The organism is Micromonospora sp. KC213, assembly GCF_004348325.1.
In the GTDB taxonomy this organism is placed as follows: domain Bacteria; phylum Actinomycetota; class Actinomycetes; order Mycobacteriales; family Micromonosporaceae; genus Micromonospora.
In genome coordinates this window covers 1-14,290 of the sequence record NZ_SMKF01000157.1, presented here as the reverse complement: position 1 = coordinate 14,290, position 14,290 = coordinate 1, and the positions used below count along the sequence as shown (strand labels likewise).

The following is a 14,290-nucleotide window of genomic DNA, read 5'->3' as shown; positions in this document are numbered from 1 at the left end:
CCTCGAGTGCGGCCCGTAGCTTCGACCGCATGATCCCCACGGCCGCCCCGGCACGCCCACCCCGTCCCACCTCCGTCACCACCGCCTCGTGGTTGCAGATCGCCGCGGTGGTCGTCCTGCTCGCCCTGGCCGGCGTGCTCGTGTGGCAGGCCGTGGACTGGGACGGCCAGATCGACCGGGCCGCCCGCCTGGTGCCCGACGCGGACCCGGAGGAGGTCCGCAGCGAGCGGTTCGGCAACGTTTTCATGACCTGCCTCCTGGGCGTGCCCACGCTGCTGTTCGCCGGCTGGCTCGGGGCCACCGCCGTCGGTGTGCGCCGGGGCAGCAACACCGCCCGGATCCTGGTCTTCGTGGCCGGCGGCTGCCAGCTACTGCTCACCTGCGGCCAGGGCTGCTCCGGGGCGCTGGCGATCCCGCTGATGTTCGGTGTCGCCGACGCCGACGCCGAGGAGTGGGACACGGCCGTGGAAGGCGTCCTCGGCGAGCAATCCAGGTTCCTCGACACCCTCTACCCACCTGATGCCTCCTTCAGCCTGCGCGACGACATCCTGTTCGGCACCGCCACCGGTGGGACCGTGCTGGTCTTCCTGCTCACCCTGGCGGCGGTGGTGTTGCTGGCGCTGCCGGTGGCGCAGCGCTGGTTCGTGCCACCGGCCCGGCACGCCGTACGCCCACCGGCGCCGGTCACGTTCATGTTGCCGCCCGGCTACATGGTCTGCCCCGACCCCCGCGCGCACGGCGTGCCGCCGCAGGTCCCGCCCGCCGCGACGCCGCCCCCTGGTACGGCGACGTCCGACCCGCACGCTCCAGCCGGGCCGGTCGCCCACTGATCCCACCCGGCAGGCCGTGGCACCGGGACGGCTGCCACGCGGCCAGCGGCCGTCGTCGGCCCACCGCAGGGGAGTACGCCCACGGCCGGCGGCGGGGCCACTAGTCTCGGAGCGGTGTCACCGTCCCGTCGTCGCCGTCTCCCACCGCGTGCGGTGGACGCCGCCGGCTACCTCCAGGGGTTCGTACTGGCCGGGGTGGCGACGGTGCTGGCCACCCGGGCCTACCTTCTGGCGACCGGCTATCCGCAGCTCGGCGGGGGCGGCCTGCACCTCGCCCACGTGCTCTGGGGCGGCCTGCTGATGGCCCTCGGGCTGGGCGTGGCCCTGGTCTTCCTGGGCGGCACGGCCCGGATGACCGGTGCGATCGTCGGCGGGATCGGCTTCGGCCTGTTCATCGACGAGGTGGGCAAGTTCGTCACCGCCGAGACCGACTACTTCTACCGGCCGGCGGCCTCCATCATCTACGCCGTCTTCGCCCTGCTCGTGGTGATCACCCAGGCGGTGCGTGACCGGATGACGCTCACCTCGGGCGAGCGGGTGGCGAACGCCCTGGACACCGTGGTGGGCGGGGTCGGCCGGGGGTTGACCGACCGGCGCCGGGTGACCACCCTGCGGATGGTGCGCGGTGCCGGCCCGGAGGTCGAGTACGCGGTGTCCCAACTGCTCGACGCGGTACCGCGTCGGGAGCCGCCGCCCCGCCGGTTCTGGCAGCCGTGGCTGGCGTGGCTGCGTACCTGGGCGGTGCGGGTGATCACGGCGCGCTGGGTGGTCGCGCTGGTGGTGATGTACCTGGTCGCCGAGCCGGTGACCAACGTGGTGTCCGTCGTGGTGGACGGGGTGACCGGTCGGCTGGACGAGGCGCGGGAGTGGGGCGCGCTGCTCGGCGTGTCGGCCGCCGCGCTGGTCGCTGCGGTGTTGGGCATCCGGGCGGCGTTCCTGTTGCGCCCCGACCGGGCCGGCGCGTTCCGCCTGTTCAAGCTGGCCCTCCTGGTCAACCTGCTGTTCGGCCAGGTCTTCAACTTCACGGTCAACCAGTTCGGCGCGGTGGCCACGCTGGCGCTCGACCTCTTCCTGCTCGCGGTGGTGACCGGCGAACACCGGCGGGTACGCGCGCAGACCGGCTGAACGCGGCCGGGCACGCCACGACCCTCCGGCGCTGCTCCGGCGCGCGCGGGTGGGCCGCAGTGGATACGGTGTGGGCGCGATCCAAGGGAAGGAGAATCATGGTCGATTCCCAGCACACACCGGCCCGCGCCCGGCCGGCCGTAGTGACGATTTCCAGCTACCTGCTGATTCTGTTCGCTCTGCTCCAGGTGATCAGCCTGATCATCGCGCTGGCCACCGCCGGCACGGTCCGCGAGGCGCTCGACGACGCGTACCGCGGCACCGCCGCGAACGGCGCACAGGAGGTCGCCACCTTCGCGATGGCGGCCATCATCGGTGGCGCCATCGTCGGGCTGCTGCTGGCGATCGTGCTCGCCGTGCTCGGCCTGTTCAACAACCGGGGCATGAACGGCACCCGCATCGCCACCTGGGTGCTCGGCGGCATCCTGTTCTGCTGCTGCGGCCTCAACACGGCCGGCGGGTTCGCCAACGGCATCGGCACCACCGGCGGCCCGACCGACGGTGACATGCCCAGCGGCGACGAGGTCGCCCGCCGGTTGGAGGAGGCCCTGCCTTCCTGGTACACCCCGGTCACCACGACGCTGGCGGTGCTCACCCTGCTGTCCCTGCTGGTGGCGCTGATCCTGCTGGCGCTGCCGAAGGCGAACGAGTTCTTCCGCAAGCCGCAGCCGGCCTGGGAGCCGCCCGCCCCGGGAACCGCCTATCCGGGCTACCCGGCCGCCCCGGGCTACCCGCAGCCTGGTTACCCGGCGGCTCCGGGTCAGCCCGGTTACCCGGCGGCGCCGGGTCAGTCGCAGCCGTCGACCGGTGCGGAGTGGCAGGCACCGCCGCCCTCCTCACCGGGAGAGTCCTCCGCGCCGTCGGGCACGCCCGACGCGCCGTCGGCCGGTCAGAGTGACCCGGGTCGTCCCGCCGACGGCCCCGGCCAGTCGGGGGACAGCAGCCCGCCGTCCACCTCATGACGGGCGCGTAGCAGCGACGCGACGGTTTCCTCCGAGTAGGTTGCAACCCGACGCCTACCGGAGGGAATCGTCGTGTCGTACCCGCACCAGGCGCCGGAGTTCCGGCCCGCCGCCGTGCCGGCCCGCCGACCGGCCTCGGTCACGCTGGCGGCGGTGGTGCTGGCGCTGATGACCCTCGGGGCCGTGGCGTACGCCGTCACGGCCCTGCTCGCCCTCGGTGGCACCGTCGACCGGTTCCGTGCCGCCGCCGGCACCGGCGCGGACGCCGACGACATCAGCGCGATGGTGACCCTGCTGCGGGTCGGCACCATCGTCTCGGCGATGGTGACGGTCCTGGTCGGCTTGGTGCTGGTCGGCCTCGCGGTCGGCCTGCTCGCCGGTCGCCGGGGTGCCCAACTGTCCACGTGGGTGGTCAGCGGGCTGGGCCTGCTCGGCGGCTGCTGCACCCTGGCCGCGCTGGTCGGGCAGCGGGCCGCTCCGCTGGAGGTGGGCGACCCCGGGCTGCTACCGCTGCTCGGCGAGGCGTACCCGGCCTGGTGGCTGCCGGTCAACGCGGGGCTTTCGGTGGCTCAGTTGCTCGGCTACCTTGTGGTGGCCGTGCTGCTCGCCCTCCCCGCGGCGCACCGCTGGTTCGGTGCGCACCGCCCCGCGCAGCCGGCCGCCCCGCCGCAGAACCCGTACCATCTCCGCCCGCCGCAGGGCGCGCGGCCGCCGGAGTGGAAGGAGTCGCGTTGACCGCCGGCCACCCGGGCAGCACGCGACGGGCGCTGGTCACCGGCGCCACCGCCGGCATCGGGGCGGCGTTCGCCCGGCGGCTCGCCGCCGACGGCGCGGACCTGGTGTTGGTGGCCCGCACCGCAGACCGGCTCGCCGAGGTCGCCACCGAGCTGACCGACCGGTACGGCCACCGGGTGGAGACGATTCCCGCCGACCTGTCCACCGTCGACGGCTGCGCACCGGTCACCCGGCGGCTCGCCGCCGGGCCGCCGGTCGACCTGCTGGTCAACAACGCCGGGATCAGCCTGGACCGGTCCTTCCTCCGGTCCAGCGTGGAGGACGAGGAACGGCTGCTCCGGTTGAACGTGCACGCCGTGCTGCGACTGACTCTGGCGGCCCTCGGTCCGATGACGGAACGACGCCACGGGGCAGTGATAAATGTCTCTTCAGTTTCCGGGTTCGGGCCGGTGATGCCGGGGTCGACGTATCCGGCGAGCAAGGCGTGGGTGACGAGTTTCAGCGAATCGGTGGACCTGTCGGTGCGGCCGTTCGGCGTACGGGTGATGGCGCTCTGCCCCGGCTACACGGCCACCGGCTACCACGAGCGCAACGGCATCGACATGTCCGGCACGCCGCGTTGGATGTGGCTCAGAGCCGACGACGTGGTCGCCGAAGCCCTACGTGACCTGCGCAAAGGCAAGCAGGTCAGCGTTCCCGACTGGAAGTACAAGCTCGCCGTGGCGGGTCTGCGGCACGCGCCGCGCCGGCTGCTGCGGTTGGCGTACCGGGACCGGCGCGGGCGGGTCGGGCCGGCCGACGGCTGACCGGAGGAGCTCGCCCGACGGGGTTGGCCGACCACCCTACTGCCTCGCAGGGCAGTCGCACAGCGTAGCGGTCCATCGCCACTCGTCGGTCGCTCGGCAGGCTGACCCGGCAGGACCCCGCACACGGGACACAGACTCGCGCAGTAACCTCTATCGCCATGGGCGACCACGACGACCTGCGCAAATTCATCATCGACCTGGCTGTGGTCCATGGCCGAGTGGTGCTCTCATCCGGCCGTGAGGCGGACTGGTACGTCGATCTGCGCCGCGTTACGCTCCATCACCGTGCCGCACCGCTGGTCGGCCGGGTGATGCGTGAGCTCACCGCCGACTGGGAGTACGACGCCGTCGGTGGGCTGACCCTGGGCGCGGATCCGATCGCCGTGTCGATGCTGCACGCGGCCGCGGAGACCGACCATCCGGTGGACGCCTTCGTGGTCCGCAAGGCCGGCAAGGCGCACGGTCTGCAACGTCGGATCGAGGGGCCTGACATCGCCGGCCGGCGGGTACTCGCGGTGGAGGACACCTCGACGACAGGGGGCAGTGTGCTGACCGCGGTCGAGGCACTTCGCGAGGCCGGGGCAGAGGTGGTGGGTGTGGCGGTTATTGTTGATCGTGGCGCTGGGGACGCCGTACGTGCCGCCGGATTGTCGTACCGGGCCGCCTATACGTTGGCTGACCTCGACCTTCTGGCGTAAAAGTTTGCCGATTCAGATCTGCTGATATGCAGGCGGATCGATGCTGCTGGTGGAAGGATGGAATACGTGGGAACTGCGTTGGCTGAAATGACCATGCCTCAGATCTCGCCGCTTGCCGGCGAGCCGATCGAACGAGCCGATGCCGAGCGGCTCGCGGGGGTCCTCAAGGCCCTCGCCGACCCCGCCCGGCTGCGGCTGCTCAGCCTGATCCAGTCGGCGCCCGAGGGCGAGGCGTGCGTGTGTGACCTGACCGCGCCGCTCGGCCTCTCGCAGCCGACGGTCAGCCACCACCTGCGTATCCTCACCGAGGCCGGCTTGCTGGAGCGGGAGAAGCGCGGTGTGTGGGCCTACTACCGGCTGGTGCCGTCCGCGATCGCGACGATCGCGGACCTGCTCACGCCGCCGCGCAAGCGGGCCACCAAGAAGGCCCGCTGACCCCTGATCCGCTCGTCGCCCCGCCCGGGGCGACGTTCGGTGGCGTACCCAGGGGTGGTGCCACCGGACGATGACGCCTGCCCGTCAACGGCAAGCCGTCATCGTGTCAGCAGGGGTTCGTGGACAGATACCACGCTGGCCGGTCCTCGGAAGGGCCGGCCAGCTGGTCCTGTCCGTCAGTACTGCCCGTAGTGCTCGCGGGTTTCCCGGATCGCCTCCTCGGCGGCGGCCACCTCCTCGGGCGTGGTGCCCCGCTTGGCGGCCAACCGCGCCCGCAGCAGTTCCACCGCGATCGGGATCACCGAGAGCAGCACGATCCCGATGAGGATCATCTCGATGTTGGCCTTCACGAACGGGATCTGGCCGAGGAAGTAGCCGAGCACCGTGACGCCGGTGCCCCAGAGGACGGCGCCGACCACGTTGTAGATCACGAAGGTCCGGTAGCGCATCCGGCTCACCCCGGCGACGATCGGCGTGAAGGTCCGCACGATCGGCACGAACCGTGCCAGCACGATCGACCGGGCACCGTACTTCTCGAAGAACTCGTGCGCCTTGATCGCGTTCTCCTGCTTGAACAGCCGGGAGTTCGGCCGCCGGAACAGCGCCGGCCCGACCTTGCGCCCGAAGGCGTAACCGACCTGGTCGCCGGCGATCGCGGCGAGGGTGATCAGCAGACACACCAACCAGAGCGGGTACTTGATGTACTGCCCGTCGGCGGTGAGCAACCCGGCGGTGAACAGCAGCGAGTCACCCGGCAGGAAGAAACCGATCAGCAGGCCGGACTCGGCGAAGACGATCACCAGGATGCCGAGCAGCCCGAACGTGGAGATGAGCCACTCCGGATCCAGCCAGTCCGGCCCTAGGGCGAGCGTGGTGGTGGGCATCGCGGGTGACCTCCGAGTCTGCCTGTGGATGGTGACGGTTCGTCCGCCACCGGCGACGGCACGCCCCGTAGTGTAGGTGCCGCCCCTTTCCGGTTGGTGCGTGACGTCACACCCGGGCCGGAGCGACAACCCCGGCCGGGGTGTGACGGTGGCTCACAGTCGCGGGTCCACCGGCTCCGACTCGCAGGCGAGAATGGCGAAGACCAGCTCGTGCCGACGCCACAGCGGAGCGCCCTGCGCCCACGCGTCCAGGGCAGCCAAACCAAGACCATGCTCGTGCAGGGCCAGACCACGCTTGCGCCCCAGGGACCGGCGACGCAGCGCGGTGAGCTGCGCCGAGTCGGTGTAACCCGGGCCGTAGATGATCCGCAGGTACTCCCGGCCCCGACACTTGATCCCCGGCTGGAGCAGCGAGCCCTTCTCCGACCGCGCGGCCGGCCCGGCGTACGGCTTGACCACCATGCCCTCGCCACCCGCCGACGTCAGCGTCAGCCACCATTCGGTGGCCGCCACGACCGCCGACTCGTCAGCCAGGTCGACGACCCGACGCCGGGTGGGCGTGAAGAACGCCGGGTCGGCCGCGCAGAGCCGGTCGGCCAGGTCGAGGTGCCAGCCGTGGTCCCGATCGACGAAACTCACCCCGGCACCGGCGAGCACCGCGAACGGGGCGAGGGTCACCCCGCGCAGCCCGTCGGTCGGCGCGACGTACGCCCGGTAGGCCGCCGAGTAAGCCGCCACCTCCGCCTGGCGGGCGGCCATCCGCTGGCGCAACTCCCCCACCGGCAGACCCCGGGCCGCCGCGGCATCCAGGGTGGCGAGCGCCGCGGGCAGCGCCGCCCGCCCGGCCGCGCCGACGCTGGCGTACTGCTCGCGGATCAACCCGCCCGCCTTCGCCGACCAGGGCAGCAACTCGGCGTCGAGCAGCAGCGCGTCGGTGCCCAACTCGGCCCAGAGGCCGGCGGCGGTGACCGCCGCCCGGACCCGGGCCAGCAGCTCGGCATCCAGCGGTGCGCCGAAGAACGGCCGGCCGGTGCGGGTGTGCACCACCCCGCCGCCGAACGGGCCGGGTTTCCTCTCCACCAGCACCACGGCCCGCGACCCCATGTGCTTCTCCTCGCAGACCACCCGGTCCACACCGGCGGCACGGTAGTCCGCGAACGCCTGCGCCGGGTGCTCCAGGAACCCGTCGACCGTCGAGGTCGAGCAGGGCGCCATGGTCGGCGGCAGCCAGACCAGCCGGGCGGGGTCGACCGCGAAGCGGCTCATCACCTCAAGCGCGGCGGCGGCGTTCTCGGCGGGCACGGTCAGCGTCCCGTACGCGTGCCTGATGTGCCGCCGGCCGGTCACGTCCGCCAGGTCCAGCACCGTGTCCGGCCGGGGTGGGGTGACCACCAGCGGGCGGGCCGGGGCGTACCACTCCTTGACCGCGTCGACCGAGACCAGCTCCTTCTCCGGGTAACGCAGCGCGGTCAGCCGCCCGCCGAAGACGCAGCCGGTGTCGATGCAGATGGTGTTGTTGACCCACTCCGGTGCCGGGGTCGGCGTGTGGCCGTACACGACCATGGCCTGGCCCCGGTAGTCGCGCGCCCACGGGTAGCGCACCGGCAGGCCGTACTCGTCGGTCTCGCCGGTGGTCTCCCCGAACAGCGCGAACGCCCGAACCCGGCCGGACGCCCGGCCCTGGTACGCCTCCTTCAGCCCGGCGTGCGCGACGACCAGCCGGCCGCCGTCCAGGACGTAGTGGCTGACCAGGCCGTCGACGAAGGTGGCGACCTCGGTGACGAACTCCGCCGGCTCCCCGTCCAGTTGCGCCATCGTCTCCGCCAGGCCGTGGGTGAGCCGTACGTCCCGGCCGCGCAGCTTCCGCAGCAGCTTCTGCTCGTGGTTGCCCGGCACGCAGAGCGCGTGCCCGGCCGCCACCATGCCCATCACCAGCCGCAGCACACCCGGCGAGTCGGGGCCGCGGTCCACCAGGTCACCGACGAAGACCGCCGTACGACCGGCCGGGTGCACCGCGTCCACCGGACGACCCGCGTCGTCGCGCCGTAGCTGCCAGCCCAGCCGCAGCAGCAGCGCCTCCAGTTCCTCCCGGCAGCCGTGCACGTCCCCGACGATGTCGAACGGTCCGGTCAGCTCGCGGCGGTCGTTGAACAGCCGCTCGTAGCGGATCCCGGCGGCGTCGATCTCCGCCACGCCACGCAGCACATGCACCTTGCGGAAGCCCTCCCGGGCGAGCAGCCCGTACGACCGGCGCAGGTCGCGCTGCATCCGGGCCAGAACCTGCCGGCCGAAGGTCCGGTCGGCCCGTGCCTGCGTACGCTCCCAGGCCAGCGCCTCCGGCACGTCCAACACGATCGCCACGGGCAGCACGTCGTGCTCACGGGCCACCCGGACCAGCGCGGCGCGGGCATGCGGCTGAAGGTTGGTCGCGTCGACCACGGTCAGCCGGCCGCGACGCAGCCGGGTCGCGGCGACGTGATGCAAAGCCTCGAACGCGTCGGCGGAGGCGGACTGGTCGTTCTCGTCGTCGGCCACCATCGCCCGGAAGGTGTCCGAGGAGAGGACCTGGCTGGGCAGGAAGTGCCGGCGGGCGAAGGTCGACTTACCGGAACCGGAGACGCCGACCAGCGCGACCAGGGCGAGTTCGGGAATGTCCAGAGCGGTCATCGGGTCGTCTCGTCCTTCCTGGTCAGCACGGCCAGTTGGGTGGGGGCGCCCACCTCGGGGTCGTCGTCACCGATCCCACTGATCGTGGCGGCGTAGCCGTACCGGGCGGCGACCCCTTCGACCCAGTCGGCGAATTCGGCGCGGGTCCACTCGAAGCGGTGGTCGGGGTGCCGGAAGCGCCCCGCGCCCAGTCCCTCGTAGCGGACGTTGTACTCGACGTTCGGGGTGGTCAGCACGACGGTGCCCGGCCGGGCGTGACCGAACACCGCGTCCTCCAGCGCCGGCAACCGGGGCGGATCGAGGTGCTCGATCACCTCCATCAGCACCGCCGCGTCCCAGCCGCGCAGCCGGTCGTCCCGGTAGGTCAGCGCCGACTGCCACAGCCGCACCCGGTCCCGCTGCCGCTCCGGCAGCCGGTCCAGCCGCAGCCGCCGGGCGGCCACGGCCAGCGCCTGGGCGGAGACGTCGGTGCCGACGATCTCCGTGTACCGCCGCTCGGCGATCAGGGCGGCGAGCAGTGCCCCGCCTCCGCAGCCGAGGTCCAGCACCCGGCACGCCCCGCTGGCGGCCAGCGCGGCGAGGACGGCCGCCCGGCGCCGTACCGCGAGCGAGGCACGCCGGGTGTCCGGCTCCGCCGACGACCCGGTCTCGTCGACGCTGTCGTCGGCTGGCGGCTCGTCGGCCAGCCGCAGCTCGGCCAGGCGAGCCATCGCCTGCCCGGCCAGTGCCCGCCGGTGCGCCAGGTACCGCCGGGTGATCAGCGCCCGCTCCGGATGGTCGGCCAGCCAGCCGGCGCCCGCCCGGAGCAGCTTGTCGACCTCGTCCGGCGCGACCCAGTAGTGCTTCGCGTCGTCCAGCACGGGCAGCAGCACGTACAGGTGGTTGAGGGCGTCGGCGACCCGGACGGTGCCGGTCAGCAGCAGGTCCACGTACCGGCTGTCACCCCAGTCGGGGTGCTCTTCGTCCAGGGGCACCGGGGTCGCGGTGACCGTCCAGCCCAGCGGGGCGAACAGCCGTACGGCCAGGTCAACTCCGCCCCGGCAGCGCAGCACCGGCACGCGTACCTCCAGCGGAATCGCGGCGTCGGCCAGCTCCGGCCGGTCCCGCGACTCCCCGCGCAGCGCCGATCGGAACACCGTCGACAGCGCCGAGGAGAGCAGGCTGGAGGCCGCGTACGCGCGGTCGTTGACGTACTGCCCGAGGGTGAAACTCTCCGGGGTGGCGGCCTGCCTACGACCCCGACCTCGACCCGCGGCGAGCCGCTGCGGGTCGATGTCGACCAGGAGGGCGGCGGTGCACCGGGCGGCATCCGCCTCCGGGTAGAAAACGTGTGCCGTGCCGGCGGGCAGGGTGAACGACTGCACCCGGTCGGGGTGCTTGACCAGCAGGTACCCGAGGTCGGTCGCCGGCCGGTGGGTGGTGGTCAGGGTGAGCAGCACCCGTTCATGGTTCCAGTTGTCTCGATCTTGCGTCGTCCCGTTTTCGTCGTCCTGGGAAGACAGCGGTGCCCCGGCGACATTGGGGTCGGCGGGGCACCGGGTGGTGCGGGTGGATCAGGCCACGAAGCGGGTCTTGCGGCTGCGGGCCACCAGGTAGCCGCCCGCGCCAGCGGCGAGCAGCAGGCCGCCGAGGCCGGCGATCAAACCGGCGCCTGCTGCGCCGAGCCCGGCGAGCCAACGTCGGGTCGAATGCTGGAGCGTCTGGGGGTTCCTCCTGAGGCATGTTCAGGTGAAGCCCGTGGATCTTAAGGAGAACCGGGTAATTCCCGTCGCCCTGGACGGGTTTGACGGAGTAATCGAACCGAACGGCCGAGCAGGATCGACGTAACAGCGCAACCAGGGCGACGCGGGCCGTGGCTGGTGGCGAACCGGGCGGGTCACCCGACTGCGGTGACCCGCCCGGCGCCCGCTGTCAGCGGTAGTCGTCCTCGTCGGCGGTGACCACCCGGGCCTGTTCCATCGCGTCCCAGTCGGCGACCTCCAGGCCGCGGTGCGGCTCGCCGTCGTCCTCGGTGGGGCCGGCCACCACGGACTGCTCCACCGCGTCGGCCGGCTCGGCCTCCAGGTCGCGTTCCTCCGGGCTGAGGTGGTCGCTCGGGGTGAACTCCTCTTCGGGGTAACCCATCGTCGTCCTCCTGAGTTCCGGCGGATTTCTCCCCACACGGTACGGGTTGTCGCCGGTTGTCGCCCGGCAGGCGGGCAAGCGGACTCGGTAGATCATGCCACCGGCGGCCGCCGGCGGTGCCAGGATGAGGGCGTGGGCTTCCTGATCCGGCTGGTGATCACAGCGATCGCGCTGTGGGTCACCACGCTGGTCGTGCCCGGGGTCGAGATCTCCGGCCGCACCGGCGCGAACACCGTGTTCACCCTGCTCGCCGTGGCATTGATCTTCGGTGTGGTCAACGCGGTGCTCAAGCCGGTCATCAAGGTGGTCGGCTGCGTCTTCTACCTGCTCACGCTCGGTCTGATCGCGCTGGTCGTCAACGCGTTGCTGTTCCTGCTCACCGACTGGATCGCGCGCGGGCTCGACCTGCCGTTCCGGGTGGACGGTTTCTGGGCGGCGTTCTGGGGAGCGATCGTGATGGCGGTGGTGAGCTGGCTGATCAGCGTCGTCGTGCCGGACCGGCTGGAGCGCCGGTGACCGCCCTGATGGGCGGGTACCGGGGCGGTTGTGTCGATCGCCAGTTCCTACGGGATACTTCCGGCGGTGGACAGCGCGGTCCGGCGCAACCGACGGAAGACAGCGGCCAGCGCGGCCGAGAGCGGTAAGTAAGGAGCGTTCGACATGCCCATCGCTTCCCCTGAGACCTACGCGGAGATGCTGGACCGGGCCAAGGCCGGCCAGTTCGCGTACCCCGCGATCAACGTGACGTCGTCGCAGACGCTGAACGCGGCGCTGAAGGGCTTCGCCGACGCGGAGAGCGACGGCATCATCCAGGTCTCCACCGGTGGCGCCGAGTACCTCTCCGGCCCGTCGATCAAGGACATGGTCACCGGCGCGGTCGCCTTCGCCGCGTACGCGCACGAGGTGGCCAAGAAGTACCCGGTCAACATCGCGCTGCACACCGACCACTGCCCGAAGGACAAGCTGGACAAGTTCGTCCGGCCCCTGATGGCCATCTCGCAGGAGCGGGTCAAGAACGGCCAGGAGCCGCTGTTCCAGTCGCACATGTGGGACGGCTCGGCCGTGCCGGTGGCGGAGAACCTGGAGATCGCCGCGCAGCTGCTCGACGAGGCCGCCAAGGGCAAGATCGTCCTGGAGATCGAGGTCGGCGTCGTCGGCGGCGAGGAGGATGGCGTCGAGAACGAGATCAACGACAAGCTCTACACCACCGTCGAGGACGGCCTGGCCATGGTCGAGGCGCTCGGCCTGGGCGAGAAGGGCCGCTACATGGCGGCGCTGACCTTCGGCAACGTGCACGGTGTCTACAAGCCGGGCAACGTCAAGCTCCGTCCCGAGGTGCTCAACCACATCCAGTTGGCGGTCGGCGCCAAGTACGGCAAGGAGAAGCCGCTCAGCCTGGTCTTCCACGGCGGCTCCGGCTCGCTGCTGTCGGAGATCCGGGAGGCGCTGGACTACGGCGTGGTGAAGATGAACATCGACACCGACACCCAGTACACCTTCTCCCGGCCGGTCGCGGACCACATGTTCCGCAACTACGACGGGGTGCTCAAGGTCGACGGCGAGGTCGGCAACAAGAAGATGTACGACCCGCGCGTCTGGGGCAAGGCCGCCGAGGCCGGCATGGCCGCCCGTGTCGTGGAGGCGTGCGAGCACCTGCGCTCCACCGGTACCAAGTTGAAGTGACCTGCGCGTGACGGCACGACGGCCGGCGTCCCCGGTCCGGGACGCCGGCCGTCGGCGCGTTCACGCCGTCGCCGTGAGCACCCGGATGGCCTCGTGCACGTCGTCGCTCAGGTGCACGGTGGTGGACAGGTCACCGAACGGGGAGGCGGCGAGGAGCGGGCGCAGCAGCGACTCCACCGGCAGCTCCCGGGTCCAGTACGCCCGGTCCAGGAAGACGTACGCCCCGCTTGCCCCGTCGGTGCCGTAGTACGTCTTGGTCGCCGCCTGGAACACCTCCTGCACCGTGCCGGCCCGGCCGGGCGCGAAGACGATCCCGCCCCGGGCCAGCCGCAGGATGGTGTCCTCCCGGATGGCGTTGGAGAAGTACTTGGCGATCCGCCCGGCGAAGAGGTTCGCCGGCTCGTGGCCGTACAGCCAGGTGGGGATGGCCAGTCCACCGGTGCGGGCCCAGTCCAGCCCCGGCTGCCGCTGCTGCGGGACGGCCGGTGCGGTGGCGTACCGCTGGCGGACGGCCAGTGCCGCAGCGGTGTAGCGGTCGTGGTCGGTGAAGTCGGGGGCGGTCGCCAGCAGGTCGATCGCCGTGGTCACCTCGTCGGCCGGCCAGGCGGCGAGGAACGCGCCGAGGTTCGCCGCCTCCATCACGCCAGGGCCGCCGCCGGTCACCACCAACCGGTCGGCCCGGGCCAGCTCCCAGCCCAGCACGGCCGCCATCCGGTACGGCACGCTGCCGCGCGGTACCGCGTGCCCGCCCATCACGCCCACCACCGACTGCGGGCCGTGTGTCGTCAGCCAGGCACGGGTCGCGTCGGCCAGGGCGTTGTCGACGCCGTGGTCGTGCAGCCGCTGCCCGAGCGCCTCCTTCACGTCCGGCAGCGCGCCGCCGTGGGCGCGGAAGTGCGCGTACACCCGGGTGTCGTACATGCCGGCGAAGCCGCCTTCGGTGAAGCCGGCCGCGAGGTCGTCCGGGGTGTAGAGGTGTGACGGCTGGGTCGGGTACGGCAGCCCGGAGAAGGGCGGCACCACGTTCGCGCCGCGCCGCACCAGGTCGGCGCCGACCTTCCGGTCGGTGAACCGGCAGCCCACGAAGAGGGTGCCGGTCACGTCGACGGTGGTCAGGTCGGGGACCGGGTCGAGGTCGAGGCGGAGCCCCTGGACGGTCAGCCCGGCCAGGCTTCCGCTGGCCAGCCGCTGGTCGAGTTCGGCCCGGGTCTCGATCTCGTCGTGGCTGGTGTCGTGGGGCGCGATGACGTCCGTGGGTGGTGGGGTCGGCACGCGCTCATCCTGCCCACCCCGCACAACCCGCCAAACCCGCACCCGCCGCTGTCTCTTATACACATCTGA

Annotated in this window: 13 protein-coding genes and 1 pseudogene; 9 read left to right on the top strand and 5 right to left on the bottom strand. The window is 71.9% G+C overall.

Going from position 1 to position 14,290, the window contains the following annotated elements; genetic code table 11:
* The 7 genes and pseudogenes from E1166_RS24425 to E1166_RS24395 all read left to right on the top strand — a co-directional run.
* Positions 1 to 830: pseudogene (locus E1166_RS24425) on the top strand (hypothetical protein); the annotation flags it as partial.
* A gap of 114 nt (positions 831 to 944) precedes the next feature.
* Positions 945 to 1,955, top strand: coding sequence for a hypothetical protein (locus E1166_RS24420; protein WP_132342308.1), 1,011 nt, complete (start codon positions 945 to 947; stop codon positions 1,953 to 1,955).
* Between the two features lie 98 nt (positions 1,956 to 2,053).
* Complete coding sequence (locus tag E1166_RS24415) at positions 2,054 to 2,917, top strand: hypothetical protein (protein WP_132342307.1); 864 nt, start codon at positions 2,054 to 2,056, stop codon at positions 2,915 to 2,917.
* A gap of 72 nt (positions 2,918 to 2,989) precedes the next feature.
* Positions 2,990 to 3,652 (top strand): hypothetical protein, encoded by a 663-nt coding sequence (locus E1166_RS24410; RefSeq protein WP_243710495.1) that lies wholly within the window; start codon positions 2,990 to 2,992, stop codon positions 3,650 to 3,652.
* Entirely contained in the window at positions 3,649 to 4,458 is an 810-nt protein-coding gene (locus tag E1166_RS24405) for an SDR family oxidoreductase (RefSeq protein ID WP_132342306.1), read from the top strand. The genes E1166_RS24410 and E1166_RS24405 overlap by 4 nt, the downstream gene beginning before the upstream one ends.
* 158 nt (positions 4,459 to 4,616) lie before the next feature.
* A complete protein-coding gene (gene pyrE, locus E1166_RS24400) occupies positions 4,617 to 5,156 on the top strand; it encodes an orotate phosphoribosyltransferase (RefSeq protein ID WP_132342305.1) in 540 nt (179 codons plus the stop codon).
* A gap of 57 nt (positions 5,157 to 5,213) precedes the next feature.
* A complete protein-coding gene (locus E1166_RS24395) occupies positions 5,214 to 5,591 on the top strand; it encodes a metalloregulator ArsR/SmtB family transcription factor (RefSeq protein ID WP_007454255.1) in 378 nt (125 codons plus the stop codon).
* Between the two features lie 176 nt (positions 5,592 to 5,767).
* Here E1166_RS24395 and E1166_RS24390 read toward each other — a convergent pair whose 3' ends face one another.
* The 4 genes from E1166_RS24390 to E1166_RS24375 all read right to left on the bottom strand — a co-directional run bounded on the left by E1166_RS24390 (position 5,768) and on the right by E1166_RS24375 (position 11,266).
* Positions 5,768 to 6,475 (bottom strand): VTT domain-containing protein, encoded by a 708-nt coding sequence (locus tag E1166_RS24390; protein ID WP_132342304.1) that lies wholly within the window; start codon positions 6,473 to 6,475, stop codon positions 5,768 to 5,770.
* A 153-nt stretch (positions 6,476 to 6,628) separates the two neighbouring features.
* A complete protein-coding gene (locus E1166_RS24385) occupies positions 6,629 to 9,142 on the bottom strand; it encodes a polynucleotide kinase-phosphatase (RefSeq protein ID WP_132342303.1) in 2,514 nt (837 codons plus the stop codon).
* Positions 9,139 to 10,581 carry a 3' terminal RNA ribose 2'-O-methyltransferase Hen1 gene (locus E1166_RS24380; protein ID WP_132342302.1) on the bottom strand — a complete coding sequence of 481 codons (1,443 nt, stop codon included), beginning with the start codon at positions 10,579 to 10,581 and terminating at the stop codon, positions 9,139 to 9,141. Before E1166_RS24380 ends, E1166_RS24385 begins: the two co-directional genes overlap by 4 nt.
* A gap of 472 nt (positions 10,582 to 11,053) precedes the next feature.
* Positions 11,054 to 11,266, bottom strand: coding sequence for a hypothetical protein (locus tag E1166_RS24375; protein WP_132269590.1), 213 nt, complete (start codon positions 11,264 to 11,266; stop codon positions 11,054 to 11,056).
* A gap of 132 nt (positions 11,267 to 11,398) precedes the next feature.
* Between E1166_RS24375 and E1166_RS24370 the strand changes: the two genes are divergently transcribed.
* Together E1166_RS24370 and fbaA are read left to right on the top strand one after the other, a co-directional pair.
* The gene (locus E1166_RS24370; RefSeq protein ID WP_132342301.1) at positions 11,399 to 11,782 is read left to right on the top strand and encodes a phage holin family protein; all 384 of its coding nucleotides are present in this window, start codon (positions 11,399 to 11,401) and stop codon (positions 11,780 to 11,782) included.
* A gap of 144 nt (positions 11,783 to 11,926) precedes the next feature.
* Entirely contained in the window at positions 11,927 to 12,949 is a 1,023-nt protein-coding gene (gene fbaA / locus E1166_RS24365; RefSeq protein WP_132342300.1) for a class II fructose-bisphosphate aldolase, read from the top strand.
* A gap of 60 nt (positions 12,950 to 13,009) precedes the next feature.
* On the opposite strand, the gene E1166_RS24360 is transcribed toward fbaA, so the two are convergent.
* Positions 13,010 to 14,221, bottom strand: coding sequence for a hypothetical protein (locus E1166_RS24360; RefSeq protein ID WP_207914473.1), 1,212 nt, complete (start codon positions 14,219 to 14,221; stop codon positions 13,010 to 13,012).
* Positions 14,222 to 14,290: the final 69 nt, after the last annotated feature.

What these genes read in the sequence shown, in the direction of transcription:
- fbaA (WP_132342300.1), top strand. Translation starts at nt 11,927, where the DNA reads ATGCCCATCGCTTCCCCTGAGACCTACGCGGAGATGCTGGACCGGGCC.
- E1166_RS24415 (WP_132342307.1), top strand. Translation starts at nt 2,054, where the DNA reads ATGGTCGATTCCCAGCACACACCGGCCCGCGCCCGGCCGGCCGTAGTG.
- E1166_RS24390 (WP_132342304.1), bottom strand. Translation starts at nt 6,475, where the DNA reads ATGCCCACCACCACGCTCGCCCTAGGGCCGGACTGGCTGGATCCGGAG.
- E1166_RS24375 (WP_132269590.1), bottom strand. Translation starts at nt 11,266, where the DNA reads ATGGGTTACCCCGAAGAGGAGTTCACCCCGAGCGACCACCTCAGCCCG.
- E1166_RS24395 (WP_007454255.1), top strand. Translation starts at nt 5,214, where the DNA reads ATGGAATACGTGGGAACTGCGTTGGCTGAAATGACCATGCCTCAGATC.
- E1166_RS24385 (WP_132342303.1), bottom strand. Translation starts at nt 9,142, where the DNA reads ATGACCGCTCTGGACATTCCCGAACTCGCCCTGGTCGCGCTGGTCGGC.
- pyrE (WP_132342305.1), top strand. Translation starts at nt 4,617, where the DNA reads ATGGGCGACCACGACGACCTGCGCAAATTCATCATCGACCTGGCTGTG.